Origin of the sequence: Salimicrobium humidisoli, from assembly GCF_002295105.1 — a bacterium.
GTDB lineage: Bacteria > Bacillota > Bacilli > Bacillales > Halobacillaceae > Salimicrobium > Salimicrobium humidisoli.
In genome coordinates this window covers 50547-76093 of the sequence record NZ_NSGH01000004.1, presented here as the reverse complement: position 1 = coordinate 76093, position 25547 = coordinate 50547, and the positions used below count along the sequence as shown (strand labels likewise).

The following is a 25547-nucleotide window of genomic DNA, read 5'->3' as shown; positions in this document are numbered from 1 at the left end:
AACCTTCAAAACCTTTTTGTAAATAAAATTTAATAGTCTTAAAAAAGAAGCCTCCCTTCAGGGAAGGAAAGCTTCATTCTACTCTTTTCTGAAAAAAGCTGTTGATTTTGACGGAGAGATCATCGAAATACGTATAGACGACCGGAATCAGCACCAGCGTGAAGAAGCTGGAGACCGTCAGTCCGAAAATGATGGTCACAGCAAGCGGCTGCTGGGCTTCCGCGCCCTGACCGATTCCGAGAGCGAGCGGCACCATACCGAGCACCGTGGTCACCGTCGTCATCAGAATCGGACGAAGCCGGTCGGGTCCCGCTTCGAGAATCGCATCGTACCGGCTGTACGAACGTCGCCTCAAAATGTTGATATAGTCCACGAGAACGATGGCGTTGTTCACTACGATCCCCGCAAGCATAATTATTCCGACGAATGCCGGCATGCTGAGAGGGAGACCGGTGATGAATAACCCGACCGCTACACCGACAACGGTCGCCGGCAGACTGAACATAATGATGAACGGAAACAGGAAGTTCTCGAACTGCACGGCCATGACCGCATATACGAGGAACAATGAGAAGAGAAGCGCGACGGATAAGTCTCCGAAAGCCTCTTCCATATCCTGGGCCTGTCCGCCCACTTCGTACGTATAGCCTTCCGGGAAGTTGAGTTTATCAATTTCTTCTTCCACGTCGGCTGTCACACTGCCGAGGTCCCGCTCCCCGATCTCCGCTGTGACGTTGACCTGGGGCTGCTGGTTCTCCCGGTTCAGCGCGACCGGCCCCTGAACCTGTTCAATTTCGGCGATGGAGGATAAAGGAACGAGGTCACCGGAAGCCGCAGCTATCGGAGTACCTTCCAGTTCAGCTATTCCCGCACTCTCATCGAGCGGCGTGACGAGACGTACTTCAAGCTCTTCCCCGCCTTCGCGGTACCGGGTAGCCGTCTGTCCCTGGAACGCCAGCTGTACCTGTGAAATCACCTGCTGTTCCGTAAGCCCGTATCCGCTCGCTTTGTTCCGGTCGACCTGGATGTCGAGCTGCGGTTCGGAGTCTTCCGTCGACGAGGAGGGGGCTACTACCCCTTCGACATCGTTCATGATCAACACGATCTGTTCTGCCAGTTCGTTCAGCACCGCGTTGTCCTTGCCGTTGATCTGCACCTCGAGCGGAGCCCCGGTCCCGAGCCCGGCACTCATCTCCGTCACTTCGACCTCGGCTCCGACGACATCACCGAGATCATTCTCCATATCTTTCATCACTTCCTGCGTGGATCGCTCCCGTTCTCCCGGGTCCACGAGCTGGACGGTGTAACTGGCCCGGTCGGCACTGCCGCCGGCCAGCCCCATCTCCCCGCTTCCGACCGACAGGTAATGGACGTCAATTACGTCACTGAACTCATTAAGCCGGGCGCTTATATCGGAAGTGACGCTTTCCGTTTCTTCAAGAGACGTTCCGCGCTCGAGTGACACGTCGACTTCTATCTGGCCCTGATCGGATTCCGGAATAAAAGACGTTCCGACGAGCGGGATGAGCGCTATACTTCCTCCTATCGACAGGATGGTAAGCAGTACGGTCGTTTTGCGGAATTTCAGCACTTTCCTGAGCACCCGCTGGTATCCCCGGTTCACTTTTCCGAGAAGCCGGTCAAACCAGTACCGCTTCCCGTTTCGCATCGCCTTCGTCAAAAGTTTGGAGGACAGCATAGGAATAAGCGTCACCGAAACGGCGAGAGAAGCGAGCAGGGCGAATGAAATGGTCAGGGCGAGCGGTGTAAACAGTTCGGAGGCGATTCCGTCCACCAGCATGATCGGAAGAAATACGACGAGTGTCGTAGTGGCGGAAGCGATAACGGCCGGAGCCAGTTCGGAGGCCCCTTCCTCCGCTGCCTCCTTCATCGAAAAGCCCCGCTGCCGGTAGCTTACGATATTTTCAAGGATTACGATGGAACTGTCCACCATCATCCCGATTCCGAGCGCCAGTCCGCCCATCGTCAGGACGTTGAGAGTCTCCCCGGTAAAATACATGAGGGTGAACGTCGAGATGATCGCGATCGGAATGGAGATTCCGATGACGAGCGTCGCCCGTATACTTTTCAGAAACAGAAGCAGTACCGCAACGGCGAACAGACCACCGATAATGATGTTCACGATGACACTGTTGATCGAGACTTTGATGAACTCCGACGTGTCGAGCACGGTGTTCATTTCGACACTCTCCGGCAGCTCGGGAGCTACTTCATCCATCGCGGTCTGGATGTTTTCAGCCGTCTCCACGGTGTTCGCATCCGTCTTTTTCAGAGCGGACAGTACGACGGCCGTTTCCCCGTTCACTTCCGAGACAGTGCCGGTGTCTTCGATTCTTTTTTCCACCACGGCGACCTGGTCGAGCTTCAGACGATCTCCGGACTCCGTCGTCAGGACGGTATTTTTAACGTCATCGATCGAATCGAATTCCCCGTTCACACGGATACGGAGGTTCTTATCCCCTTTATCGACGGACCCTGCTGTCGCCGCCTGATTGGAAGCGTTCAGAGTCTGTATGATCGTCTGACTGTCGATGCCTAATCGGGCGAGTTTTTCCCTTTCGATTTCAATCTGAACTTCTTCGGTACGGCCGCCCTCGACGGAAATCGAGGCGACTCCTCCCTGCCGCTCCAGATAAGGAACGATCTGGTCTTCCGCGATCTGCTGAAGCTCCACCGGCGTGTCCCCGGACAATCCGATGGTCATGATCGGCAGAGCCTGGGGATCGAAACGCAGAACGCTCGGCTCCCCGGCGTTCTCCGGCAGCACTCCCGACACCCGGGAGACCGCTTCTCTCACTTCAAGAAGGGCACTGTCAAGATCCACTCCCGTCGAAAACTGCATAAAAATGAGGGAGGCTCCCTGCTGGGACTGGGACTGCAGCACTTCTAACCCTTCGAGTGAACTGACCGCCCCTTCGATCGGACGGCTGACGAGCTGTTCCACATCCTGCGGGGCCGCTTCCTCATAGGACGTCGACACGACCGCAACCGGCAGGTCGATGTCCGGGTACAGATCGATCGTCAGGTTCCTGAGGGAGACGAACCCGAGAGCGAGTATGGCAGCGACGATCATAATGACACCGACGGGGCGTTTGATGGACGTCTGTACGAGCTTCATCTATTCGTCCTCCCCGATGATGCGGATCTCCGCCCCGTCCGTCAGGGTGATCTGACCGGAGGTGACGACGCTGTCCCCGTCGCTGACGTCCCCGGTGACCGCCGACTCTTCCGTCTGCGAGGACTCCACCGATACCGGCACTTTGACAGCTTTCTTCTCTTCCACTTTATAAACGAAAGTTTCGTCCGAAGTCTCAACGAGCGCTTCTGTAGGAATAATCGTCGTGTTCTCGACGACCGTCTCCGGCAGCTGAAACACAGCCGTCGTGCCCGGTTTGATGTCACCGTCCGGATTGGAGATTTCCGCTTCCACGCTGTAAAGACCCGTGTCCCCGGGCACGGTGGCGACATTCGTCAGCTGCGCTTCCACCGGCTCTTCGGATGCTTCCACGTCCACCTCATACTTCGCTCCTTCTTCGAAAAGAGGAAGCTGCTCCGCCGTAATCGAAGCGGTAATGAGAGCAGGGTTCAGCGACACTACCGTTGCGAACGGCTGCTGGTTCGTGGCCATGTCCCCGACGTTTCCCTGAATGGAGGTGACTACGCCGCTCCTCGGGGACGTCAGCGTCTCAGGTCCCGACTGCTCCCGTGCCTGTTCCAGCTGAATTTCCGCCTGTTCCACCTGGAGCCGTGCCGACTCCACCGCGGACCTGGCCTGGCTGAGCTGCTGTTCGGCCTGAGCCACCTGGCCTTCGAGCTCCTGCTCTGAAGGTCCGAGTAACCCGCTCAGACCTTCCGGTGCTTCCTGACTTCTGGCTCTTTCCACAGCTTCTTCCGCGTCATCACGGGAGGCGATTGCCTGATCCAGCTGCTGCCTGGCCTGAGCAAGGGCATTTTCCTGAAGTTCCACCTGGGACTCTCCCTGCCCGGGAGTGATTTCAGCAAGCGCGTCTCCTCTTTCCACTCTGTCTCCTTCTTCTACACTGATAAACGTAATTTCTCCGGGCGCGCCGGGGACGACAGGGGACGTGGCAGAAGGCTCGGCCCGGGCGAGGATTTCCCGCTCCACCGTAAACGTACCTTCTCTTATTTCCTCTGTCTCCACCGGGGTGACCCGCTTCTTTTCTTCTTCCGGTTCGTCACTTGAACAGGCGGCCAGCAGTATCAGCAAAAGCAAAAGCGAAAGTAAAATTCCTCGTTTCATGGGGGCATACTCCTTCAGTGTGAAAAATATAAAACCGCTCTCATTTTATCAGAAAAAAAGCTGCCGCCTGTACGCGACAGCCCATCATTTTATAACGTAGAGCCAAGCTGTGATACGATCAGATCTATTTTTTTCTCGACCGGAAGCTGATACCCTCCGAACCGTTCGTCGAAATGATCGAACACCGGCTGCATTTCTTCGAGATCGATCAGTTTCTGGTACGTTTCGTACATGTGACGGTACTGATCGATATACCGCTTCATCTTCTTGTAGAACCCGGACAAATGATACGCAGACGAGAAGTCAAAAGCTTTGAATACCTGGGTATCGTAGTGCGGGAAGGCCGGGTTTATCGCGTGCAGCATCGCTGTCGCCAGAGGGAACTGCAGCGTGTAGGCGCCCTTGTGGTTCGCCACTTCATACAGGCTTTTCGTAATACGGTAGACGTTCGGACGCGTCTCTCCGCGCACGCCTTCCATCAGGTCAAAGAACCTGTCCTTGAAATCCTGAGTCAGGCTCGGGTTCTCCAGTCTGTAAAAATGACGGAACACAAACTGATAAAGCCCGTCTTCCGGCACGTATGTAGAATGGTACATGCGGTTCGTATACAGATATACGGCAACTTTCTCTTCCGGAATAGCGTTGATCAACTCTTCATAATCACCAATGATCATTGATGTGAGTTCCTGTGATGCACGATATTTCATAATTTTTCTCACCCCGACTTTAGTTTTCGAATCCTCTACTGTTCCCTATTTTACAGAAGGTCACGGGTTTTTCCAATCTATTTAGGAAATTTACCCCGCTGTGACAAAATTTATGCCGTCCGGAGCATGAATCGTGCCCTTCGGGTGCTTATTTTTTCGCTGAAGGTAACGTTTCTGCCGTAATCGTGCCCTTCGTGACGGATCAGGCGCCCTGAACGTAACGATTCCCGCTGTTTCGTGACCTTCGGACAGGAAAAGTGGATCTGAACGGCACGATTCCTCACTTCGGGCGAACTTCCCGTACCGATTTCTTTTCCTTAAGGTATAATAATGAAGAAGCATACAGAAAGGATGATGCATTTGATCAGAAAAAAACGGGACAGGCCGGTCCAGTTGAAGATTCTGCACGCGCTGGAGAAAAGAAGAACGCTGACGGAGGAGGATCTGCTGCAGAAAAGCCGGCTCGAAAAAGGATGGGAAGGGGAGCAGCTTTTCGATAGGATGACCGGAACCGTGTCCAAAGAGACACTTCAGCTTCACGACCTGCGCCTGAACTGCCGCAGTTCCATCTTCCAGCTGGATACGCTGCTCATCCGTCCGGATGCGATTTATCTGTACGAAGTGAAATACTACAGCGGCGATTTCCTCTATGAGGACGGGGACTTCAAACTCTCCGGCGGCAAAGTGATCCTCAATCCCATGCACCAGCTTATGCGCGCCCGTACCCTGCTGCACCAGCTGCTCGAGGAACACGGATACTCCTTTCCGGTCCGGGCTTACGTCGTTTTCCCTCACCCTCATTTCTTCCTGTACCACGCCCCCGTAAACGATTCTTTTCTTTTTCTCCCGCAGTGGAAAAATCATCTCACAAGTCTCTCCGCTCCCGGCTCTCTGATGGACACCCACCACAAACTGGCGGATCTGCTTTGTCACCTGCATAAAAAAGAGCCGCCTGCACAACAGGAGGTCCCCTGCAGAGATCTGCACAAAAATCTGTTCTGTCCGGACTGCGCCGGACCCGTACGCCGGCAATCCAGAACGTTCTTCTGCCCGGACTGCAGCAGTCTTTACCCGGCGGACCGGCTCATTTATGAAGCGCTGGAGGACTTCCTTCTGCTTTTTCCGGAGGTGCGGCTCACTCTTTCTTCGGCGCGGGACTGGTGCCGCGTCGCTTCCGACAAACAGTTAAGACGCGTGCTGAGCCGTCGTTTTAACGAAAAAGGGAAAGGACGCGGTGTGCACTACGTATAAACTGTTTAGTCCCAAACAAAAACGACCTCCCGTAGAGAGGTCGCTTCCTTTTATTTCAGGGCGAACATGATTTCCGCTTCGCAGGCGACTTCGCCGTCTACGGAAGCAACAGCTTTCCCTTTACCCATCGGGCCTTTGAGCCGGACGATTTCCACTTCCAGCTTCAGACGATCCCCGGGCTTCACCTGACGTTTGAAGCGGCACTTGTCGATGCCGGTGAAGAAGGCGAGTTTCCCCTGGTTCTCCTCTTTCTTCAGCATAGCGACAGCACCGGTCTGGGCCAGCGCTTCCGTGATCAGTACTCCCGGCATTACCGGATAGTCGGGGAAGTGGCCCTGGAAATACGGTTCATTGACGCTTACATTTTTATAAGCGACCGCCCGCTCGCCTTCTTCGAGCTCCTCGACTTCATCGATGAGCAGAAACGGGTAGCGGTGCGGAATGACTTCTTTGATTTCATTAATATCAAGCATATGTATACTCTCCTTTTTTTCTACATTATAAGTATGTTTTCTGTGGAACGCAAAAAGGTTTGCCGATTCTCCCAGTAAGGGTATAGAACGTTAAGAAGGAGGTGGAAAGATATGTTATGGACAATAATAGTTATTCTCCTGATACTGTGGCTGGTCGGCTTCGTCATCGATCTTGGAGCTATCATTCATCTGCTCGTCATCGCAGCCATCGTTCTTATCGTCATCAGACTTATTCAAATGGTTACAGGGAAAAAGTAGAGCAGAGTGATCCGTCACTCTGCTCCAGTCATGATATCGATGATCTGCTGCCACAGCGACCAGTCGAACACTTCAAGCGGATTGCCTCCGCCTATGACGCCGTAACCGATCATCAGCCCGACGACGAGCGCAAGCAGGCATAGAAGCACGACAATGATGAGACGCAGCCAGATCGGGAGTGCTCTCCGTCTCTTATTCCGTGTCTTCGCTTCGTTCGTTTTATTCTTTCTGTAGTTCTTTCTCGTATTTTCTACCATACATAAATCTCCTTATATTCAGGATCGCAACTGATTGACGAGTCCCATCATTTCATCCGACGTCGATAAAGCCCGGGCGTTGAACTGATAGGCCCGCTGCATCTGGAGCATCCCGGTCATCTGCTGTCCGGTATCCACGTTCGATGCCTCCAATGAATTGCTGCGGACGGAGCGATCTTCATTTTCCACAGCAGCAAGGATCTCCTCTTCGTTAAATCCGAGAGCCTCTGTATCAGGCAGACGGAAACGGTTCCCTTCCGTTTCCTCGAGCATGCGCGGACGGATGGCCTCCGCGATACCTATACTTGCTTCCGTCTCTTCACGGTCGCCTCTCTTCACAGAAATCGAGCCGTCTCCCCAGATCGTGAAGTCGTCAAAACCGTTATCGAGGCGGATCTCCTCTCCGTCGTCCCCGAGAACCGGGTGGCCTTCCCCCGTCGTCAGCATAAGCTGATCATTTTCCACCGGCGAAAAGTAAAAGTTCCCGGCCCGTGTGTACTGCGTTTCGTTTCCTGCCTCCGTCGGCACCTGAACACGGAACAGATGACGCTCTTTCAAAAGCGCGAGATCGAGTTCCCTGTCCGTCGTCCGGACCGTCCCCTGCTTCAGATCGAGGTTCGTATGTCCGAGCCGGGCACCTGATCCGAGACGGATTCCATCCGGCGTCCGGCGTCCGACAGCAGCTTCTTTATCTTTCAGGTTGTCTATGTTCTGAGTGAGAAGTGAAGTGAAATCGGCCTGCCTGGATTTGTATCCGGCCGTGTTCGCATTTGAAATGTTCTGTCCGATGATATCAAGCTTTCGCTGCACCTGGCCCATCGTTACGGCTGACTGCATCACTGCACGATTTACCACAGTTTCCCTCCTCCTCTATTCTTCCCCGGTTTCCCGTTCAATAAGATCATCACTGGACTCTGCCGATTTCGGTGACGGCCGACTGCAGGTTCTGGTCGTAGGCACGCAGCACACGCTGATTCAATTCAAAGGACCGGTAGTTACTCATCATTTCGGTCATCGTGGCTTGGGCATCGACGTTCGACCGTTCAAGCATCCCCTGCCTGACTTCGAACTCCATATCCTCTTTCCCCCGGGCCTCTTCCGTTACAGCATCTTCCCCTGCCCGGAACAGGTCATCCCCTTCTTTTATAAACTGGGAAGCATCCGGCGTGTACGTAATGCCGAGAGGTTCTTCTTCTCCGTCTATTTCAACTGTACCGTCATTTCGTACCGTAAACTCCATGCCTCCGGTCTGGACCGGGTTCCCTTCGGCGTTCAGTACGTAGTTGCCTTTATTCGTGGTAAGAAACCCTTCCCCGTCCACGGTGAAATTTCCGTTCCGCGTATAGCGGGTATCGCCATCTTCATTCCGGACGTTGAAAAACGTGAACCCTGTTTCATCCGGCGCGCCCTTCTGGAGAAGAGCCATGTCTGTCGCGGTCCCTGTTTCCCTGAGTCCCCCCTGCGTAAAAGAAGGTACGGTTTCCTGAAGATACATTCCCGTGTGCATTGAGCCGATACCCCGGTCCTGCGGGAGGCTCAGGCCGCTTTTTACAGGAAGCTGCAGCCGGCCCGACTCTTTAATGAGCATTTCCGGGAAGGCCCGTTTCACTCCCTGATCCTGCTTGTACCCCGGCGTATTTGCATTTGAAATATTGTTGGTCAGTGTCTCCTGATATCGCTGATTCGCCACCATCGCCGATGCAGAATTGTAAAATCCACGAAGCATGAGCCTCCCCTGCCTTCCCTTTTTAAGTTTACGTCCTTCTATTTCTTCTGAAATTACCCTCAAGCATCATTCCGGCGCCTTTTGCTGCGCTATGGAGCGGATCTTCAGAGACAAATACGGGCATATTAAGTTCTTCCCGAAACCGGACCCCGAGTCCTTTCATCAGAGCTCCTCCCCCCGTCAGAACGATGCCGCGTTCTTTTACGTCAGTCGTCAGCTCCGGAGGTGTATCTTCCAGAACGGCTTTTATCGTGCGTGTAATCATCCCGAGCGACTCTTCGAGAGCTTCTGTCAGTTCACCGGAAGTGACTGTAATGACCCGGGGCAGTCCGGTGATGATATCAAGACCTTCCACCTGTATATTATCGCTCTCACCGGCGTCCGCGTTTATAGCAATATTTTTCTTCACTTTTTCGATTGTATGCTCCCCTGTCTGAAGAGCGTATCGTTTGTTTATGTACGTAGTGAGATCGGTGCTGAATTTATCCCCCGCTCCTCTGATCAGACGGGCCGACACAATTTCTCCCATGGAAAGCACGGCGACCCCGGTCGTTCCTCCTCCGATATCGACGATCATGTTGCCGTCGGGCTGAAAAATATCCATTCCGGCGCCAAGGGCTGCCACTTTCGGCTCTTCGGCCAGCTCGATCTTCTTCCCGCCGGCTTTTTCTGCCGCTTCCAGCAGGGCTTTCTTCTCTATTTCCGTTATATCGGCCGGATGACAGATGAGCACGCCGGGTTTGCTTAACAGACGCTGAACTTTTATTTTTTCGAGAAAATATCTGAGCATTTTTTCGGTTGTGTCAAAATCTGCAATGACCCCTTCCCGGAGAGGATGAATCACTTCAATATGCTCCGGCGAACGGCCGAGCATCCGCTGTGCGGGTTCACCTACTGCGATTACGGCATCCTTTCTCCGGTCCACCGCAACTGCAGAAGGTTCTTTAAGCAGAATTCCTTTTCCTTTCACGTATATCACTGCATTGGCAGTACCCAGATCCACTCCTATCTCCTCAGCAAACATGAGTGAAGAACCTCCCAGTCTTGCCATACTGAACAACCATCCTAACCGAGCGACTGTTTATATGATATTAAGAACGCATCTATTCCATTATTTTATCATAATATAAAGAATTTCGTCTTATTTTTCCAAAAAAATAAACGTCCACCCGCAGATTATCGAAAAAAAGCACCGCCACGGGGGCGATGCTTCAGATTTGTTATGAATTATGATGTTGATAATGATTCCTGAGGCTCAGACTTTGGGACAGCAACACGTTCTATATCTGCTCCGAGACTTGCGAGTTTTCCTGCTAAATCAACGTAACCGCGGTCGATGTGACGAAGCTCCGTTACACGGGTGGCACCTTCGGCAACGAGTCCTGCGAGTATGAGTGCTGCTCCGGCACGAAGGTCGGTCGCTTCGACTTCCGCTCCCTGCAGGTTCGAAGGGCCATCAACGATGACACTTCTGCCTTCAATCCGCAGTTTAGCGTTCATACGGCGGAATTCTTCCACGTGCATGAAACGATTCTCGAATACCGTCTCCGTAATGACACTCGTACCTTCCGCCCTCAGCATGGCCGCCATCATCTGCGACTGCATGTCTGTCGGGAAACCGGGGTGCGGCATCGTTTTGATATCTGTCGCTTTCAGCTGTTCCGGTCCAATGACACGTAGACCGTCGCCTTCTTCTTCGACAGATACGCCCATTTCCTCAAGTTTTGAAATAACGGCTCTCAAATGCTCCGCTTCCGCACGCTCAAGCAGAATGTTTCCGCCCGTGACGGCCGCTGCGACCATGAAAGTCCCCGCTTCGACGCGGTCCGGGATAATCGTATGTTCCGCACCGTGGAGTTTTTCGACCCCGTCGATTTTTATCGTTTCCGTTCCGGCTCCGACGATGTTGGCCCCCATCTTGTTCAGGTAGTTGGCCAGGTCGACGATTTCCGGTTCTTTCGCTACGTTCTCAATTACGGTCTTTCCATCCGCGAGAGCTGCTGCCATTACGAGATTCTCAGTGGCACCGACACTCGGGAAATCCATATAAATCTTCGCGCCTTTCAGACGGCCGTTTGTGTTCGCTTCGATATAACCGTCTCCGACCGTCACCTCGGCGCCCATAGCTTCAAAACCTTTCAGATGCTGATCGATCGGGCGTGACCCGATGGCACATCCGCCGGGGAGAGCTACTTTAGCGTGCCCGTAGCGGGCAAGGAGCGGGCCGAGTACGAGTACGGAAGCGCGCATTTTACGCACGTATTCGAAAGGAGCTTCCGTCTTAAGCGGCTGGGACGCATCCACTGTCACCGTATTTCCGGAAGTTCTCACTTCGGCATTCATGTGAGAGATGACTTGATTAATCGTCGTTACATCCGCCAAGTCAGGGACTTCATGCAATACACTTTTTCCTTCACTTGCAATAATACTTGCTGCGATCACAGGCAACACGGCGTTCTTGGCACCTTCTACTTTTACACTACCGTTCAGTTTGCCGCCACCGCGGACGATGATTTTTTCCACCATACATTCTCCTCTGCGTCGAGATTCTTAGTTATCATATTCACCCATCATTAATTACAGTTCCAATTTTCATCAAAAGTTTCTTCAATTCACATTAGTGACCTTTTTCACACAAACAAAACAACACTAATCGTATCACCACTGTCAACAAAAACACAAGGGCTAAAAGTGGGATATTTGGCGATGGGATGCAAAAATTACTTTTTTCTTCAAATGTTGTTCAATAAACAGTTTCCCGACATATTTCTCCGATAAACGCTTTTCTGTCAAAACAGATACGTGAGACTATTAGACCACGAAAGAAAATCCAGGAAGAATCTGCTCACGGTCGTTCCTATTGCAATCGTAAGAAATATCACCAGTATTCTGGCTTCGAACACTTTCCCCTTCCGGAACAATCCATCCAGATTCAGCGACTGGAGAGCGTACCAGCTGATTACTATAAAAATAAGGTGAGAAGTCATACTCATCAGTGCTTCCTGGACAAACACATCTTCCATCGTAAATTTCCTCCTTCGACATTTCCCGGGAAATAGTAAATCATTTCGGGACGTACCCGTTCTTTCTTGGGGGTGTATGTTTTTCTTTCCGCATTGATGAGGAGAGAATCCCCGTTCCACACGGTCACGGTCATTTCATTAGCTTAGAGGATGTGAAGAGAAGTTGCAACAAAAAAAACTGCTCTCCCTCGGGAAAGCAGTTTAAAAATTATTATTGTATACATCCAGACGGTTCATTGCCCGTTTAAGTGCCAGTTCTGCCCGTCGAAAATCAATATCGTCCTGCTTTTCTTTCAGGCGGCGTTCCGCACGTTCTTTCGCTTTTCGGGCACGTTCCACATCGATATCCGAGGGAAGTTCTGCCGACTGCGCCAAGATCGTTACTTTGTCGGGACGAACTTCAAGAAATCCGCCGCTTACAGCTATTCTCCGGGAATCGCCGTCCCCTTTCAGTCGCACCGCGCTTATCGTAAGCGGAGCTACCATTGGGATGTGACCGGGCAAAATACCGAGTTCACCGCTTTCCGCCTTGGCACTGACCATATTGAAATCTTCCTCTAATACCGGGCCGTCAGGAGTAACAACACTCACTGTTAGTGTGCTCATGGATCTACCTCCTTCGGCAATGGAATAACAAGTGCCTGCTTAAGAGACACCTGTCATCCTTCCTGTACTTACTCCATGTTCTTCGCTTTTTCTACAACGTCCTCAATACGGCCGACAAGACGGAAGGCGTCTTCCGGAATGTCGTCATGTTTACCGGCAAGGATCTCCTTGAAACCTTTTACAGCTTCCGATACAGGAACGTAGGACCCTTTCTGGCCGGTGAACTGCTCGGCAACGTGGAAGTTCTGGGAAAGGAAGAACTGAATGCGGCGTGCACGGGAAACCGTGAGTTTATCCTCATCCGAAAGTTCATCCATACCGAGAATGGCGATGATATCCTGAAGTTCATTGTATTTCTGCAGCGTCTGCTGCACCTCACGCGCAACGTTGTAATGCTCTTCTCCCACGATATCTGCGTCAAGGGCACGGGACGTGGAAGCAAGCGGGTCCACGGCAGGATAAATACCCTGCTCGGACAACTTACGTTCCAGGTTCGTCGTCGCATCGAGGTGGGCGAACGTCGTCGCAGGAGCCGGGTCTGTATAGTCATCGGCAGGTACGTAGATCGCCTGGATCGATGTTACGGAACCTTTGTCCGTGGACGTGATTCTCTCCTGAAGCTGACCCATTTCCGTTGCCAGAGTCGGCTGGTAACCAACAGCGGAAGGCATACGTCCAAGCAGGGCGGAAACTTCCAGACCTCCTTGGGTAAAACGGAAAATGTTATCAATAAACAGCAGTACGTCCTGCCCCTGTTCATCACGGAAGTGCTCAGCCATCGTAAGTCCTGTAAGCGCGACACGCATACGGGCGCCAGGCGGTTCGTTCATCTGTCCGAACACCATCGCTGTCTTCGAGATAACACCGGAGTCTTTCATTTCGTAGTAAAGGTCGTTCCCTTCACGGGTACGCTCCCCTACACCTGCGAATACGGAAATACCTCCGTGCTCCTGTGCGATGTTGTTGATCAGTTCCTGGATAAGTACTGTTTTCCCTACACCGGCACCGCCGAAGAGACCGATTTTACCACCTTTTACGTAAGGGGCGAGCAGGTCTACGACTTTAATACCCGTTTCAAGAATCTCTGTTTCTGTCGCCAGATGTTCAAACGTAGGCGCCAGTCTGTGAATCGGTTCCCGGCGAACGTCACTCGCAAGCGGTTCGTCGAGGTCGATGTTGTTACCAAGTACGTTGAATACGCGGCCAAGCGTTACGTCCCCTACTGGTACGTTGATTGCACCGCCTGTATCTTTCACTTCAAGTCCTCGCTGCACTCCGTCTGTCGAGCCCATGGAAATGGTACGAACAGCATTGTCACCGAGGTGAAGAGCTACTTCGAATGTCAAATCTTCGCTGCCATCCCGTTCCACAACGAGAGCGTTGTTAATATCAGGGAGTTGGCCATCGTCGAAAGTGACGTCTACGACCGGTCCCATAACCTGTGTTATGCGTCCAACACTCATCTGCTATTCCCTCCTAACTTAACTTCTCCCCCGTCTTACTATTCGAGGGCGGATGCACCACCGACAATTTCGGTGATTTCCTGTGTGATTGCTGCCTGACGGGCACGGTTGTACGTGAGTGACAAGTCGTCGATAAGATCGTCGGCGTTGTCGGTCGCACTTTTCATTGCCGTCATACGTGCAGCATGTTCACTGGCCTTACTGTCTATAAGTGCTCCGTAAATCAGACTTTCCGCATACTGCGGCAGAAGCACTGACAAAATTTCTTCCTGGTTCGGTTCATATTCGTAGGAAGCAGACGATGATTTCGTTGCCTGCTCAGCAGAGATATCGTTGAGCGGAAGTACTTTCGTCTTCTTCACTTCCTGGGTAATCGCACTGACGTAGTGGCTGTAGTAGACGTAAAGTTCATCGATGTCTTCTTCGGTGAAAAGATCGACCGTTTCGGAGGCCAGTTCTTTGATATCTTCAAAGTCAGGCTGGTCGGCCACACCGGTGATTTCTTTATCCACTGCCATATTCCGTTTCCGGAAAAAATCCCGGCCGATCCGGCCGATGGCTATGATTCTGTACTCGTCGGCAGAGGTATGATTGTTCCAGATGTCCTGATAAGCTTTCCGCAGAATACTTGCGTTGTATGCTCCTGCAAGACCGCGGTCCGAAGTGACGATAACGTAGCCTCTACGTTTCACTTCCCGCTCCTCAAGCATCGGGTGGGATGCATCTCCTCCCCCTTGAGCGATACTGGCGACGACTTCCTGGATTTTCTCACTGTACGGTACGAAGGATTTTGCGTTCTCTTCCGCACGGTTCAGTTTGGAAGCTGAAACCATCTGCATCGCTTTCGTGATCTGTTTCGTTTTTTTCGTGGAACTAATACGACCTTTAATCTCTCTAAGGGATGCCAAGCTGATTCACCACCCTTTCTTAAAAACTCTGTCCGTCCGTGCAGGAAGGAAGTCTGTTGCGGTCTTCCTTCCTTTTTTAAGACGAAGGTTTTCTGAATCCTTACTGTTTATTCGGCAACTACGAAGGTTTTCTTGAATTCAGTAACCGCTTCGGCCATCACTTCATCGTCCTGAAGTTTGCCTGTTTCGCGGATTTTTTGAAGAAGATCTTTACGGTTGTTATCGAGCCAGTCGTGGAACTCACGCTCGAAACGGGTTACTTCTTCAGTCGGAATGTCATCAATGTACCCTTTTGTAAGAGCATAAATGATCATTACCTGTTTCTCGACAGATATAGGCTGGTGCAGTCCCTGTTTCAGAACTTCCACCGTGCGTGCCCCGCGATTCAGTTTCGCCTGTGTCGCTTTGTCCAGATCCGAACCGAACTGGGCGAACGCCTCAAGCTCACGGAAGGAAGCAAGGTCCAAACGAAGTGTACCGGCCACTTTCTTCATAGCTTTAAGCTGGGCGGAACCACCTACACGGGATACGGATAGACCCGGGTTGATCGCCGGTCGTACACCGGAGAAGAACAGGTCGGACTGCAGGAAGATCTGACCATCCGTAATCGAGATGACGTTCGTCGGAATGTAGGCGGAAATGTCACCGGCCTGTGTTTCGACGAATGGAAGTGCGGTAAGCGAGCCTCCGCCTTTGGCGTCACTCAGTTTTGCCGCGCGCTCAAGAAGACGGGAGTGAAGGTAGAATACGTCTCCCGGGAATGCTTCACGGCCTGGCGGACGACGAAGGAGAAGGGACAGTTCACGATAAGCGGACGCCTGTTTCGACAGGTCATCGTACACGACGAGTACGTGTTTTCCGTTATGCATGAATTCTTCTCCCATGGATACGCCGGAGTATGGCGCCAGGTAAAGAAGCGGTGCCGGCTGGGAAGCACTGGCAGTCACGACGATCGTGTAATCGAGTGCTCCGCGACGGCGAAGTGTTTCTACAGTACTGCGGACAGTTGATTCTTTCTGACCGATGGCTACGTAGATACAGATCATGTCCTGGTCGTGCTGGTTCAGAATCGTATCCAGTGCTACAGACGTTTTACCGGTCTGACGGTCTCCGATGATCAGCTCACGCTGGCCACGGCCGATCGGTACAAGTGCGTCGATCGCCTTAATACCGGTCTGAAGCGGCTCTTCCACGGACTTACGGTCCATAACGCCTGGAGCCGGAGATTCGATCGGACGGGTTTTCGTCGTTTCGATGTTCCCGAGGCCGTCAACCGGCTGTCCGAGCGGGTTGACGACGCGGCCAAGAAGTTCCTCGCCTACCGGTACCTGCATGATGCGGCCGGTACGACGGACTTCGTCGCCTTCTTTGATATCTGTGAACGGTCCCAATATAACGAGACCGACGTTACTTTCTTCCAGGTTCTGTGCAAGTCCCATAACACCGTTTGAGAATTCAACGAGTTCCCCGGCCATGACGTTATCCAAGCCATGAGCACGGGCGATGCCGTCTCCGACTTCAATGACGGTACCGACATCGGTAACTTCCATGTCTGCTTCATAATTTTCAATCTGTTGTTTAATCAGACTACTGATTTCTTCAGCATTGATGCTCATGCGGTTTCACCCCTATCCTCTATTGTTCGCTGAGAGCAGCTTACGTTCCATTTGATCGAGTTTGCCACGGAGGGATCCGTCGAAAATCCGGTTCCCGATACGTATACGCATTCCACCGAGAAGATCCGGATCCACGCGGTTATCGATAATAAGGGAATCCTTTCCTACTTTCGGTGCAAACGTTCTGGACAAACGCTGTTTCTCATCCTCCGACATTTCCCTTACTGTGTAAACGACAGCTTCCTGCACGCCCTGGTAATCGTTCACCCTGGCAAGGAAACGGTCCGCAAGCGGAACCATAAGGTCCGTACGGTGACGGTCGATAAGAAGGTGAAGCGTGTGAAGTACTTCTTCGGAGAAACCTTTGAAGCTGTTCGTCATGACTTCCTTCTTACGGTCGGCCGGAATGCGTGGATGCTTGAGAACATTTTCTAACGAAGGGTTCTCGCGCGCCACTTTTTTCAATATGTTCATTTCTTCCTGAAAAACATCAAGTTTCGATTTTTCCTGTCCGAGCTCAAAGAGGGCATCTGCGTATCTTTTTGCTACGACTGTCTCGCTCATCGCTCTTCTCCCTGTTCATTCACGTATTGTTCGATAAGCTGTTTCTGATCCTCTTCGGACAGTTCTTTTTCGATAACTTTCGATGCAATCATGACGGACATGGAAGCGACTTGATCTTTAAGCTGCTGTACAGCTTTTTCTTTCTCCTGCTCAATTTCCTGCCGTGCCGATTCCTTCATACGGTCGGACTCGTCTCTTGCAGAAGCGATAATATCTTTTTCCTGTTTTGTAGCTGTCTGACGCGCATCTTCGATGATTTTCTGTGCATCCTGACGCGTCTGTTTCAATTCTTCGGAGGCTTCACGCTGAAGGCGTGCTGCTTCTTCACGGCTTTTCTCCGCCGTTTCTATCTCACCGGAAATGTAATCTTCCCGTTCTTTCATCATATTCATGAGCGGGCCCCACGCAAATTTGCGCAGCAGTACCAGCAAAATGAAGAAAAAGAATAACTGGGCAATCGCATCTCCGAATGCAAAACCACTTGCCTGGACAATCAGGTTATCAGTCAACCCGTACACAGCTCTCACTCCTTTCTTTCCTCAACATACATAAGAATAGCGCCGACACCCGGCCCGTTCCCCGATTAACCGTCGGCTTAAAAGGCGTCAGGTACAAGCGCTAGTGCCAGAAAAATATATCGTTTCCTACATGTTCTTACCGGGTACCAAACAGATATAAGAAAGGCGAAGATAGACTCCGCCCTGTTCTGATGGACGACATTAGCCGCCGATTACGATAAACGCGATTACAACACCGATGATCGGAATCGCCTCAACCAGAGCCACACCAATAAACATTGTCGTCTGAAGGGCACTGCGGAGTTCCGGCTGACGTGCAATTCCTTCCACCGTACGACTCACGATCAAACCGTTACCAATACCGGCACCAAGTGCTGCCAGTCCTACTGCGATAGCTGCTGCTAAAAGACCCATAATGTAAATCCTCCTCAAATATTTTATTAATGATTAGTTGTTTCAAAAAATATGTTAATGGTCTTCGCTCACTTTGTGAGACATATAAACCATCGTCAACATAACGAAAATGAATGCCTGGATAAAACCTATGAATGTACTGAAACCCATCCAGGCGACCATCGGCACTGTCGCTCCGAGGAAACCGAGGAAACCGCTTGATGCCAGCCCGAGAAGCAGGCTGATAAGAATCTCCCCTGCGTAAATGTTCCCGTAAAGACGCAGTCCGAGCGTCAGAGTGTTCGAAAATTCTTCAATGATATTGAAGGGCAGGAGGAACGGCAACGGACGTACATAGTCCTTTGCGTACTCTTTGGATCCCCTCAGTTTGATCCCGTAGTAGTGAGTAAGCACCACTACCATGACAGCTAATGTCATCGTTATCAGAGGATCTGCGGTCGGTGACTTCCACCATAACGTGTGTCCGACAGTTCCGGTAACGATAACCCCCAGCATGTTTGAGACAAATATGTAGAGGAATAACGTTAACCCAAGCGGCAGAAACAGCTTTCCTGTTCGCCAGTCCATGTTGGAGCCGATGATATTCTTTATAAAATCGACGGTCCACTCAATCACATTCTGCATGCCTTTCGGGCGTCGCTGTAGATTTCTTGTGGCTGCAACGCACAGAATAAAGACTATGAGAGATGCGACAAACATCATGAGGACGTTCGACAGGTTAAAACTTAACCACGGTATGCCAAACGCTTCATTCCACATTGGTGCTTCGTGATCCAATCTCTTCACCTCTCTTCCATCTTGCTATCCTTGCTAGAATTAATGAAGGCATCTATAAAAATGACAACCGTAGCTGTCATCAGGCCCGATACTACGCCAATTAAATGGAAGTATTCTTCGAACTGAAGGGCGATAACGACGGCGAGCGCTCCGCTCGCAAGTCTCGTGAACGTGCCAATCCCCTTCATCGACTTATTGGCGGCTGCTGATTCCCCGAGCTGCTTCATCTTACGCTGCATCAGCCACAGATTGTAGAAGCTGAGTACACCGCCGAGAAGTGTCCCGAGGAAAAATGCTTTCCATGGAGTAAGTCCATAGGCGAGAACCAATAGCGCGAGAAGGTAGAACATCCATTTACGTTGACGGGTCGCCATAACATCAAAGTCTTTCAAGTTAATCGTCCCCCGTATACTTCCTTACTAAATGAATCGTTCCGTATGTACCTGCTGAAAGACCGGTCAGGAGACCGAGAATCAGAAACAGCGGGTCACTTCCGAACTGTCCGTCTATCCATTTGCCGGCATAGATACCGACGAGGATGCCTCCTGCCAGCTGTGATGAAATGGCACTGACAAGGCCGATTGTCCGGAACGAACCGTTCGATTTTCGCATAAACCGTCTCACCCGTTCCCTTTGTGCGGAAGCTTTTCTCTGCATGAAAACCTTATCATTCCACACTATGTAAGATTACATTAGCACTCTTATAGTGTCAATAATTTGTGGAATAAAAGTGTAAACAGGAAACCCGGTTTTTTTCACATTTCTGCCACATTTGAGCAGGGGAATTTACAGGAGTGCGCAAACGTTTGTTCCGCAAGCGCTCTCTCCTTCTACAGCAAGAGGGAATAGAGACGGACACCCCAATCTCTCCGACGCTCGGACGGCAGTCATTCGAGTTCGAACGGCGCCGGTTTTTTACCGGTCTTTCCGAAGAAATACCGCAGGCCTTCCGCGATACGGGCGGAAGCCTGACCATCCCCGTACGGATTGGAGGCTTGTGACATCCTGGCGTGGGCATCCGGGTCCGAAAGTAACTCATCGGCCAGTCTGAATATGTTTTCCTCGTCCGTCCCGGCCAGTTTTATTGTGCCCGCATCTATCCCCTCCGGACGTTCCGTAGTATCACGGAGGACCAGTACAGGGACGCCGAGAGAAGGGGCTTCCTCCTGCACGCCGCCGGAATCGGTAAGGATAAGATGGGCCCGGGAGGCGAAATTATGAAAATCAATGACGTCGAGCGGAGAGATCAGCTTGACCCTCTCCCAGCCTCCGAGAATATCTTCTGCGGTTTCCTGTACTTCCGGATTCAGGTGAACCGGGTATACGACTACCACGTCCTTATGAGTCTCAACGATCCGCTTCACAGCCCTGAACATTCTTTTCATATTCATACCGAGATTCTCGCGCCGGTGGGCAGTCATAAGTACGAGGCGACGTCCTTCCAGCGAATCGAACACTTTACTGGAATACGCCTCATCCACCGTCGTTTTAAGGGAATCAATCGCCGTGTTTCCGGTGACGAAAATCTGATCTTCCCTTTTGTTTTCAAGAAGCAGATTGTCCCTTGCCTGATTGGTGGGGGCAAAGTGGAGATCGGCGAGCACCCCGGTCAGCTGACGGTTCATCTCCTCGGGAAAAGGGGTCTTTTTATCCCAAGTCCGGAGTCCCGCCTCCACGTGTGCCACCGGAATCTGATTGTAAAATCCGGTAAGGGAGGCGACGAACGTCGTCGTCGTATCTCCGTGGACAAGTATGATATCCGGAGCTGCCTCCTTCATCACTTCATCCAGCCCCTCCATCGCACCGGTGGTAACGTGGGCAAGCGTCTGTTTCTTTTTCATGACGTTCAAATCGTAGTCGGGTCTGATATCGAAGATCGACAGTACCTGGTCGAGCATTTCCCGGTGCTGGGCCGTGACGGCCACTGTCGTTTCGAAATCATTGCTCCGCTTTTTCAATTCAAGAACGAGAGGAGCCATTTTAATAGCCTCCGGTCTCGTTCCGAACACTGTCAACACTTTAATCGGACGTGACATAGCCACTTCCTACTTCGTTCCGTACAGACGGTCGCCTGCGTCCCCGAGACCGGGTACGATGTATCCTTTTTCATCAAGCTTCTCATCGAGAGCCGCTAAATAGATATCCACGTCAGGGTGGGCTTCCTGCATCAGCTTCACGCCTTCCGGAGCTGCCACGAGACACATGAGACGGATCTGTTTCGCCCCGCGTTTTTTCAGGGAGTGAATAGCTTCGATTGCCGAACCGCCGGTAGCAAGCATCGGGTCGAGAACGATGAGTTCGCGTTCGCTGATATCACTCGGCATTTTCACGTAGTACTCTACCGGTTTCAACGTTTCCGGATCACGATAAAGTCCCACGTGGCCGATTTTAGCTGCCGGAATCATATTTACCATCCCGTCGACCATGCCGAGACCGGCACGCAGAATAGGTACCAGACCGACTTTCTTTCCGGACAGGACTTTCGCTTTTGCATCATCGACGACCGGAGTCTGGATATCCACTTCCTCGACCGGAAGATCCCGGGTAATTTCAAACGCCATCAGTGTAGCCACTTCGTCCACAAGCTCCCGGAAATCTTTCGTTCCCGTCTCTTTTTTCCTTATGTACGTCAGTTTATGCTGGATCAGCGGATGGTCCAGTACGTAAACGTTACTCATCGAAGCACTCTCCTTCGTTAATTTTATTCATATCTGTCTTATTGTACTGAATAATAAGCTGTTTTGCAACGAGGGACAAAAGGTTTAAAAATTCGTAATTAAACCGTGTCTAAGTGCTTACAGAACTTACGATTTTCCACACAAAAAGCCGCTCTCGGGCGAGCGACTTTTTGTTCATTCGTATTATTCATCCGCACTTTCCAGGGAGGGGTAAAGCGGGAAGCGGGACGTAAGCGCACGTACACGTTCCTTCGCTTCTTTCAGTTTCCCGGGCTCTTCATGGTGATCGAGGGTGAATGCGATCAGATCCCCGATCTCCTTCATCTCTTCCTCTTTGAAACCGCGCGTCGTTACGGCTGCCGTACCGACACGGATACCGCTTGTCACGAACGGGCTCTCCGGATCGAATGGAATCGTATTCTTGTTCGTAGTGATACCTACTTCGTCCAGCGCCTTTTCGGCCACTTTTCCTGTCAGGCCTTTATTGCGCAGGTCAAGAAGAAGGAGATGATTCTCCGTACCGCCGGAGACGAGACGGATATCATTCTGCTGCAGTGCTTCTCCGAGTTTCTTCGCATTACTGATGATCTGGCTCGAGTAGTCCTTGAAGGAACTGTCGAGAATTTCTTTGAATGCGACGGCTTTCGCAGCGATGATGTGCATCAGCGGGCCGCCCTGCATGCCAGGGAATACGTTTTTGTCGAGTTTCTTCGCGAATTCCTCCTTGCAGAGGATCATCCCTCCACGTGGACCGCGAAGAGTTTTATGCGTAGTCGTCGTTACAAAGTGAGCATGCGGAACGGGATCGGAATGATGCCCGGTTGCCACAAGTCCGGCTACGTGTGCCATGTCCACGAGCAGGTACGCGCCTACTTCGTCCGCGATTTCACGGAAACGGGCGAAGTCGATGTCGCGGGGATAGGCACTTGCTCCTGCAACGATAAGTTTCGGCTGAACTTCTTTCGCCCTTTCGAGAACGGCGTCATAATCGATCAGTTCCGATTCCTTATCCACCCCGTACTCTTCGAAGTTGTAGAGGGAGCCGCTGAAGTTCACCGGGCTGCCATGCGTCAGGTGACCGCCGTGGTTCAGATTCATTCCGAGCACGGTATCCCCGGGATTCAAAACGGTGAAATAAACTGCCATGTTCGCCTGGGAACCGGAGTGGGACTGGACGTTCGCGTGTTCTGCGTTAAAAATCTCTTTCGCCCGGTCCCGGGCCAGGTTTTCCGCTTCATCGACGAATTCGCAGCCGCCGTAGTAGCGTTTACCCGGGTATCCTTCGGCATATTTGTTCGTCATTACAGATCCCATCGCTTCCATAACCGCTTCGGAAGTGAAGTTTTCGGATGCAATCAGTTCGATATTATAGTCCTGACGGTGGTGTTCCTTCTGGATAGATGCAAACAGTTCCGGGTCTTGCGATTTCAGTTGTTTCATCGATTCGTATTCCCCTTTCGTCTTTCCCTCGTTATTTTCTCTTCCTGGCGATGCCTCGTTTCATTCGTACTCCGCACGCGGTCCGCCTATCATAGGCGGTCTCGTCCTGGCAGCCCGGGCCCTCGCTTCTCCTACTGAGGTCTGATCGAGGCGGAGCGGTACGGCGACATGTTTCAAATGCATGCCGATCATCGTTTCACCGATATCCACACCGGCTTCCGCTTCCATACTCTCAACCAGGACAGGGTCCTCCATCTCGCGGTAAGCATGCGCCGCCATCGCCCCTCCTGCTTTCGGTACCGGTACAGCAGCGACGATACGGCCCCCGCAGCGCTCAGCCGTCTGCCTTTCAACGACGAGAGCGCGGTTCAGATGCTCACAGCACTGAAAGGCAAGCGACATTCCGGTTCTTTCCCTGAAACGTAAAAATTCCGTGTACAGGTCCCGGGCAACTTCCCCGCTGCCGGACGTGCCTATTTTACGGCCGTGGACTTCGCTTGTGGAACATCCGACCACGAGCGTGCCCCCGGTCATATATCCGGTGTCCGAGAGCTGCTGCAGGAGGGCGGTTATATCCTGTTGTATATTCATAAAGCTCTCCCTCCCTCTCCACGCGAAAGTGTATTGTTCCTTCTTCAAAAAAAGAGAAGCATGAGCTTCTCTATAAAACTTTCCTTTATTGTATTACTAATTTCTGTTTTCGGCAATGTTCGGGTTTTGGCATCATGCCGCCTGAACGGCTCTCTCCGGAACTTTATTTATCGCCGGTCTTATCAATAAGCAGATCGATATACTTCTCCAGTTCGCGGTAGGTTTCCCTGTACATTTCCACATCCGCCCCGAACGGATCCGACACGTTCACATCCGGAAAAGAATCTTCCAGTTCCTCGATTTCTTCGAGCTCTTCACGACATGCTTCCTGCCATTTTTCACTTACATCTTCTGTTTCTTCCTGCCGAAGCTGATTTCTTTTCTCTTCCACCCGACTGTACAGTGATTTCAGACGGTCCCATTTCTCTTCGGGCACGAGAACGTATTCCTTCAGGGTGAACAGTTTATCTTCATACCCCTGATACTGCATGGCGATCGTCTGTTTGTGGCCCTCCGTCATCGTAAGAACGAGATCCGCCCAGGAAAGGAGCTCCGGCGATACAGGCTGGGAAATGCCATCGGTACTTACTCCTTCTTCTTCCATCACCTGCATGGCTCCCCGGGACACAGGGGAACCGTGGCCGGCGAACATTCCGGCGGAACGGACGTCGTGTCCTGAGGTTTTATTTTTCAGAATGGCCTCAGCCATCGGACTTCTGCACGTATTACCTGTACAAACAAACAAGATATTCATCATATTTCTCCTCCCGTTCCTCGTAAATTCCGGCTGCGCGGTTACGGCTTCCTCACACGACAGTGTGGTCCGCCGCTTTCCGTAGACGGTTCATGACTGCCGTGCCCATCCCCGCTTCTTTGAACGTTTCACATAAAATAAGGTCGATCTCCGTATCGGAAAAAGAGCGGAGCGCGCTGTACAGCCCTCCGGCCACTTCTCCCATGTCCTCCCGGGAGCCGCACTCCACGAGTGGCTCATGATCCAGTTTCCGTGCCAGTTCCCGGCTTGCGATGACACCTATCTTTTTCCCTTCCTCTTTGTAATACTTCAGGGCAGTGACGAATCTCCCGTCATCCCCTTCCACGAGCCACAGCGGTACATCCGGCGCATAGTGACGATACTTCATGCCTGGAGATTTCGGCCGGTCCCCGGCTCCTTCCAGAGCAGGATCCACCTGCACCTCACCGAATACTCGCTCCAGATCTTCTTTCGTTATTCCGCCCGGACGTAAAATCACAGGGACCTCCGACGTACAGTCCACAACTGTCGACTCCACCCCGACTCCCGTCGGACCACCATCGACAATGCCCGTGATTTTGCCGTTCAAATCTTCATACACGTGCCCTGCCGTCGTAGGAGAAGGCTTCCCTGAACTGTTGGCGCTCGGAGCAGCTATAGGCACTCCTGCTTTCGACAGCAGTTCCAGTGCGACCGGGTGATCCGGCATACGCACCCCTATCGTATCAAGGTTCGACGTGACGTTCGGTGCCGCCTCATGATTCGAGGGAACAATGACAGTAAGCGGACCCGGCCAGAACGCATCCATGCACTTCTCGGCCGTCTCCGACCAGGAAGAAGCGATTGCACTCAGCTGGCTGCGCTCACCGATGTGGACGATGAGCGGGTTGTCCGCAGGACGGCCTTTGGCTTTGAATATTTTACTTACCGCTTCTTCACTCGTAGCATCCGCCCCGAGGCCGTACACCGTTTCCGTCGGAAAGGCTACCGTTTCTTTCTGGCGCAGAGCCTCTACCGCTCCGCTCAATCCTTCCTCCATCGTCCATATCTTCGTACGCATTTTTTAATCCCCTTTATTCCGGTTTTCTCTACTATCCATTATGGACAAAGCTGAAGATACAGGCAAGCATGAGCACGCCGGGTGGTATAGCGTTCATCCACAGCTTTTTCCACAATAAACGAAGTTATACACAACTATAAATCAAATAATAATAACGTTATTAACTTTTTATACACACTAT

At 51.8% G+C, this 25547-nt stretch carries 29 protein-coding genes; 2 read left to right on the top strand and 27 right to left on the bottom strand.

What is annotated here, in order from left to right:
• Positions 1 to 73: 73 nt before the first annotated feature.
• The 4 genes from CKW00_RS03605 to CKW00_RS13660 all read right to left on the bottom strand — a co-directional run bounded on the left by CKW00_RS03605 (position 74) and on the right by CKW00_RS13660 (position 5273).
• Complete coding sequence (locus tag CKW00_RS03605; RefSeq protein ID WP_095821418.1) at positions 74 to 3139, bottom strand: efflux RND transporter permease subunit; 3066 nt, start codon at positions 3137 to 3139, stop codon at positions 74 to 76.
• A complete protein-coding gene (locus tag CKW00_RS03600; RefSeq protein ID WP_095821417.1) occupies positions 3140 to 4282 on the bottom strand; it encodes an efflux RND transporter periplasmic adaptor subunit in 1143 nt (380 codons plus the stop codon).
• An 89-nt stretch (positions 4283 to 4371) separates the two neighbouring features.
• Entirely contained in the window at positions 4372 to 4989 is a 618-nt protein-coding gene (locus CKW00_RS03595; protein ID WP_233129702.1) for a hypothetical protein, read from the bottom strand.
• 110 nt (positions 4990 to 5099) lie between these two features.
• Positions 5100 to 5273, bottom strand: a complete 174-nt coding sequence (locus tag CKW00_RS13660; protein WP_158221269.1) for a hypothetical protein — start codon at positions 5271 to 5273, stop codon at positions 5100 to 5102.
• Positions 5274 to 5349: 76 nt separating this feature from the next.
• Here CKW00_RS13660 and CKW00_RS03590 point away from each other — a divergent pair, with 76 nt between their 5' ends.
• Entirely contained in the window at positions 5350 to 6240 is an 891-nt protein-coding gene (locus CKW00_RS03590) for a nuclease-related domain-containing protein (protein ID WP_158221268.1), read from the top strand.
• A gap of 50 nt (positions 6241 to 6290) precedes the next feature.
• Here CKW00_RS03590 and fabZ read toward each other — a convergent pair whose 3' ends face one another.
• Entirely contained in the window at positions 6291 to 6713 is a 423-nt protein-coding gene (gene fabZ, locus CKW00_RS03585; RefSeq protein ID WP_093106510.1) for a 3-hydroxyacyl-ACP dehydratase FabZ, read from the bottom strand.
• A 111-nt stretch (positions 6714 to 6824) separates the two neighbouring features.
• On the opposite strand from fabZ, the gene CKW00_RS13560 reads away from it, so the two are divergent.
• Positions 6825 to 6971 carry a lmo0937 family membrane protein gene (locus tag CKW00_RS13560; RefSeq protein ID WP_143023826.1) on the top strand — a complete coding sequence of 49 codons (147 nt, stop codon included), beginning with the start codon at positions 6825 to 6827 and terminating at the stop codon, positions 6969 to 6971.
• Between the two features lie 14 nt (positions 6972 to 6985).
• On the opposite strand, the gene CKW00_RS03580 is transcribed toward CKW00_RS13560, so the two are convergent.
• The 22 genes from CKW00_RS03580 to CKW00_RS03475 all read right to left on the bottom strand — a co-directional run bounded on the left by CKW00_RS03580 (position 6986) and on the right by CKW00_RS03475 (position 25366).
• Entirely contained in the window at positions 6986 to 7228 is a 243-nt protein-coding gene (locus tag CKW00_RS03580) for a DNA-directed RNA polymerase subunit beta (RefSeq protein WP_008590447.1), read from the bottom strand.
• 18 nt (positions 7229 to 7246) lie between these two features.
• The gene (locus CKW00_RS03575) at positions 7247 to 8083 is read right to left on the bottom strand and encodes a flagellar hook-basal body protein (RefSeq protein ID WP_095821414.1); all 837 of its coding nucleotides are present in this window, start codon (positions 8081 to 8083) and stop codon (positions 7247 to 7249) included.
• A gap of 49 nt (positions 8084 to 8132) precedes the next feature.
• On the bottom strand, positions 8133 to 8954 hold the full coding sequence (locus CKW00_RS03570; RefSeq protein ID WP_095821413.1) for a flagellar hook-basal body protein: 822 nt from the start codon (positions 8952 to 8954) through the stop codon (positions 8133 to 8135).
• Between the two features lie 28 nt (positions 8955 to 8982).
• Positions 8983 to 9978 carry a rod shape-determining protein gene (gene mreB, locus CKW00_RS03565; RefSeq protein WP_095821412.1) on the bottom strand — a complete coding sequence of 332 codons (996 nt, stop codon included), beginning with the start codon at positions 9976 to 9978 and terminating at the stop codon, positions 8983 to 8985.
• Positions 9979 to 10181: 203 nt separating this feature from the next.
• A complete protein-coding gene (gene murA, locus CKW00_RS03560) occupies positions 10182 to 11477 on the bottom strand; it encodes a UDP-N-acetylglucosamine 1-carboxyvinyltransferase (protein ID WP_095821493.1) in 1296 nt (431 codons plus the stop codon).
• A 266-nt stretch (positions 11478 to 11743) separates the two neighbouring features.
• Positions 11744 to 11977: a DUF1146 family protein gene (locus CKW00_RS03555; protein WP_008590456.1), complete on the bottom strand. Its 234-nt coding sequence runs from the start codon at positions 11975 to 11977 to the stop codon at positions 11744 to 11746.
• A 201-nt stretch (positions 11978 to 12178) separates the two neighbouring features.
• Positions 12179 to 12583 carry a F0F1 ATP synthase subunit epsilon gene (locus CKW00_RS03550; protein WP_008590457.1) on the bottom strand — a complete coding sequence of 135 codons (405 nt, stop codon included), beginning with the start codon at positions 12581 to 12583 and terminating at the stop codon, positions 12179 to 12181.
• Positions 12584 to 12651: 68 nt separating this feature from the next.
• Positions 12652 to 14046: a F0F1 ATP synthase subunit beta gene (gene atpD / locus CKW00_RS03545; RefSeq protein ID WP_095821411.1), complete on the bottom strand. Its 1395-nt coding sequence runs from the start codon at positions 14044 to 14046 to the stop codon at positions 12652 to 12654.
• A 38-nt stretch (positions 14047 to 14084) separates the two neighbouring features.
• Positions 14085 to 14954 (bottom strand): F0F1 ATP synthase subunit gamma, encoded by an 870-nt coding sequence (locus CKW00_RS03540; RefSeq protein ID WP_008590460.1) that lies wholly within the window; start codon positions 14952 to 14954, stop codon positions 14085 to 14087.
• 107 nt (positions 14955 to 15061) lie between these two features.
• Positions 15062 to 16570 (bottom strand): F0F1 ATP synthase subunit alpha, encoded by a 1509-nt coding sequence (atpA, locus tag CKW00_RS03535; protein ID WP_076571680.1) that lies wholly within the window; start codon positions 16568 to 16570, stop codon positions 15062 to 15064.
• A 12-nt stretch (positions 16571 to 16582) separates the two neighbouring features.
• A complete protein-coding gene (locus tag CKW00_RS03530) occupies positions 16583 to 17134 on the bottom strand; it encodes a F0F1 ATP synthase subunit delta (RefSeq protein WP_008590463.1) in 552 nt (183 codons plus the stop codon).
• The gene (atpF, locus tag CKW00_RS03525; protein ID WP_095821410.1) at positions 17131 to 17652 is read right to left on the bottom strand and encodes a F0F1 ATP synthase subunit B; all 522 of its coding nucleotides are present in this window, start codon (positions 17650 to 17652) and stop codon (positions 17131 to 17133) included. Before atpF ends, CKW00_RS03530 begins: the two co-directional genes overlap by 4 nt.
• 201 nt (positions 17653 to 17853) lie before the next feature.
• The gene (gene atpE / locus CKW00_RS03520) at positions 17854 to 18066 is read right to left on the bottom strand and encodes a F0F1 ATP synthase subunit C (protein ID WP_093193197.1); all 213 of its coding nucleotides are present in this window, start codon (positions 18064 to 18066) and stop codon (positions 17854 to 17856) included.
• 54 nt (positions 18067 to 18120) lie between these two features.
• Positions 18121 to 18843 carry a F0F1 ATP synthase subunit A gene (atpB, locus tag CKW00_RS03515; RefSeq protein ID WP_095821409.1) on the bottom strand — a complete coding sequence of 241 codons (723 nt, stop codon included), beginning with the start codon at positions 18841 to 18843 and terminating at the stop codon, positions 18121 to 18123.
• A 5-nt stretch (positions 18844 to 18848) separates the two neighbouring features.
• On the bottom strand, positions 18849 to 19235 hold the full coding sequence (locus CKW00_RS03510) for an ATP synthase subunit I (RefSeq protein WP_095821408.1): 387 nt from the start codon (positions 19233 to 19235) through the stop codon (positions 18849 to 18851).
• 1 nt (position 19236) lies between these two features.
• Positions 19237 to 19455, bottom strand: a complete 219-nt coding sequence (locus CKW00_RS03505) for an AtpZ/AtpI family protein (RefSeq protein ID WP_095821407.1) — start codon at positions 19453 to 19455, stop codon at positions 19237 to 19239.
• A gap of 275 nt (positions 19456 to 19730) precedes the next feature.
• Positions 19731 to 20879 carry a non-hydrolyzing UDP-N-acetylglucosamine 2-epimerase gene (gene wecB, locus CKW00_RS03500; protein ID WP_095821406.1) on the bottom strand — a complete coding sequence of 383 codons (1149 nt, stop codon included), beginning with the start codon at positions 20877 to 20879 and terminating at the stop codon, positions 19731 to 19733.
• Between the two features lie 9 nt (positions 20880 to 20888).
• The gene (upp, locus tag CKW00_RS03495) at positions 20889 to 21521 is read right to left on the bottom strand and encodes a uracil phosphoribosyltransferase (RefSeq protein ID WP_095821405.1); all 633 of its coding nucleotides are present in this window, start codon (positions 21519 to 21521) and stop codon (positions 20889 to 20891) included.
• Between the two features lie 183 nt (positions 21522 to 21704).
• Entirely contained in the window at positions 21705 to 22961 is a 1257-nt protein-coding gene (locus CKW00_RS03490) for a serine hydroxymethyltransferase (protein ID WP_008590476.1), read from the bottom strand.
• Positions 22962 to 23021: 60 nt separating this feature from the next.
• Complete coding sequence (locus tag CKW00_RS03485; RefSeq protein ID WP_008590478.1) at positions 23022 to 23552, bottom strand: TIGR01440 family protein; 531 nt, start codon at positions 23550 to 23552, stop codon at positions 23022 to 23024.
• Positions 23553 to 23715: 163 nt separating this feature from the next.
• Positions 23716 to 24309: a low molecular weight protein arginine phosphatase gene (locus CKW00_RS03480; protein WP_233129701.1), complete on the bottom strand. Its 594-nt coding sequence runs from the start codon at positions 24307 to 24309 to the stop codon at positions 23716 to 23718.
• Positions 24310 to 24358: 49 nt separating this feature from the next.
• Positions 24359 to 25366: an L-threonylcarbamoyladenylate synthase gene (locus CKW00_RS03475; RefSeq protein ID WP_076571669.1), complete on the bottom strand. Its 1008-nt coding sequence runs from the start codon at positions 25364 to 25366 to the stop codon at positions 24359 to 24361.
• Between the last annotated feature and the right edge of the window lie 181 nt (positions 25367 to 25547).

What these genes read in the sequence shown, in the direction of transcription:
- CKW00_RS03555 (WP_008590456.1), bottom strand. Translation starts at nt 11,977, where the DNA reads ATGGAAGATGTGTTTGTCCAGGAAGCACTGATGAGTATGACTTCTCAC.
- fabZ (WP_093106510.1), bottom strand. Translation starts at nt 6,713, where the DNA reads ATGCTTGATATTAATGAAATCAAAGAAGTCATTCCGCACCGCTACCCG.
- atpA (WP_076571680.1), bottom strand. Translation starts at nt 16,570, where the DNA reads ATGAGCATCAATGCTGAAGAAATCAGTAGTCTGATTAAACAACAGATT.
- CKW00_RS03595 (WP_233129702.1), bottom strand. Translation starts at nt 4,989, where the DNA reads ATGAAATATCGTGCATCACAGGAACTCACATCAATGATCATTGGTGAT.
- CKW00_RS03475 (WP_076571669.1), bottom strand. Translation starts at nt 25,366, where the DNA reads ATGCGTACGAAGATATGGACGATGGAGGAAGGATTGAGCGGAGCGGTA.
- CKW00_RS03605 (WP_095821418.1), bottom strand. Translation starts at nt 3,139, where the DNA reads ATGAAGCTCGTACAGACGTCCATCAAACGCCCCGTCGGTGTCATTATG.
- upp (WP_095821405.1), bottom strand. Translation starts at nt 21,521, where the DNA reads ATGAGTAACGTTTACGTACTGGACCATCCGCTGATCCAGCATAAACTG.
- wecB (WP_095821406.1), bottom strand. Translation starts at nt 20,879, where the DNA reads ATGTCACGTCCGATTAAAGTGTTGACAGTGTTCGGAACGAGACCGGAG.
- CKW00_RS13560 (WP_143023826.1), top strand. Translation starts at nt 6,825, where the DNA reads ATGTTATGGACAATAATAGTTATTCTCCTGATACTGTGGCTGGTCGGC.
- CKW00_RS03490 (WP_008590476.1), bottom strand. Translation starts at nt 22,961, where the DNA reads ATGAAACAACTGAAATCGCAAGACCCGGAACTGTTTGCATCTATCCAG.
- CKW00_RS03530 (WP_008590463.1), bottom strand. Translation starts at nt 17,134, where the DNA reads ATGAGCGAGACAGTCGTAGCAAAAAGATACGCAGATGCCCTCTTTGAG.
- CKW00_RS03550 (WP_008590457.1), bottom strand. Translation starts at nt 12,583, where the DNA reads ATGAGCACACTAACAGTGAGTGTTGTTACTCCTGACGGCCCGGTATTA.
- atpE (WP_093193197.1), bottom strand. Translation starts at nt 18,066, where the DNA reads ATGGGTCTTTTAGCAGCAGCTATCGCAGTAGGACTGGCAGCACTTGGT.
- CKW00_RS03600 (WP_095821417.1), bottom strand. Translation starts at nt 4,282, where the DNA reads ATGAAACGAGGAATTTTACTTTCGCTTTTGCTTTTGCTGATACTGCTG.
- CKW00_RS03580 (WP_008590447.1), bottom strand. Translation starts at nt 7,228, where the DNA reads ATGGTAGAAAATACGAGAAAGAACTACAGAAAGAATAAAACGAACGAA.
- CKW00_RS03480 (WP_233129701.1), bottom strand. Translation starts at nt 24,309, where the DNA reads ATGATGAATATCTTGTTTGTTTGTACAGGTAATACGTGCAGAAGTCCG.
- mreB (WP_095821412.1), bottom strand. Translation starts at nt 9,978, where the DNA reads ATGTTTGCTGAGGAGATAGGAGTGGATCTGGGTACTGCCAATGCAGTG.
- CKW00_RS03570 (WP_095821413.1), bottom strand. Translation starts at nt 8,954, where the DNA reads ATGCTTCGTGGATTTTACAATTCTGCATCGGCGATGGTGGCGAATCAG.
- CKW00_RS03505 (WP_095821407.1), bottom strand. Translation starts at nt 19,455, where the DNA reads ATGCGAAAATCGAACGGTTCGTTCCGGACAATCGGCCTTGTCAGTGCC.
- CKW00_RS03485 (WP_008590478.1), bottom strand. Translation starts at nt 23,552, where the DNA reads ATGAATATACAACAGGATATAACCGCCCTCCTGCAGCAGCTCTCGGAC.
- atpD (WP_095821411.1), bottom strand. Translation starts at nt 14,046, where the DNA reads ATGAGTGTTGGACGCATAACACAGGTTATGGGACCGGTCGTAGACGTC.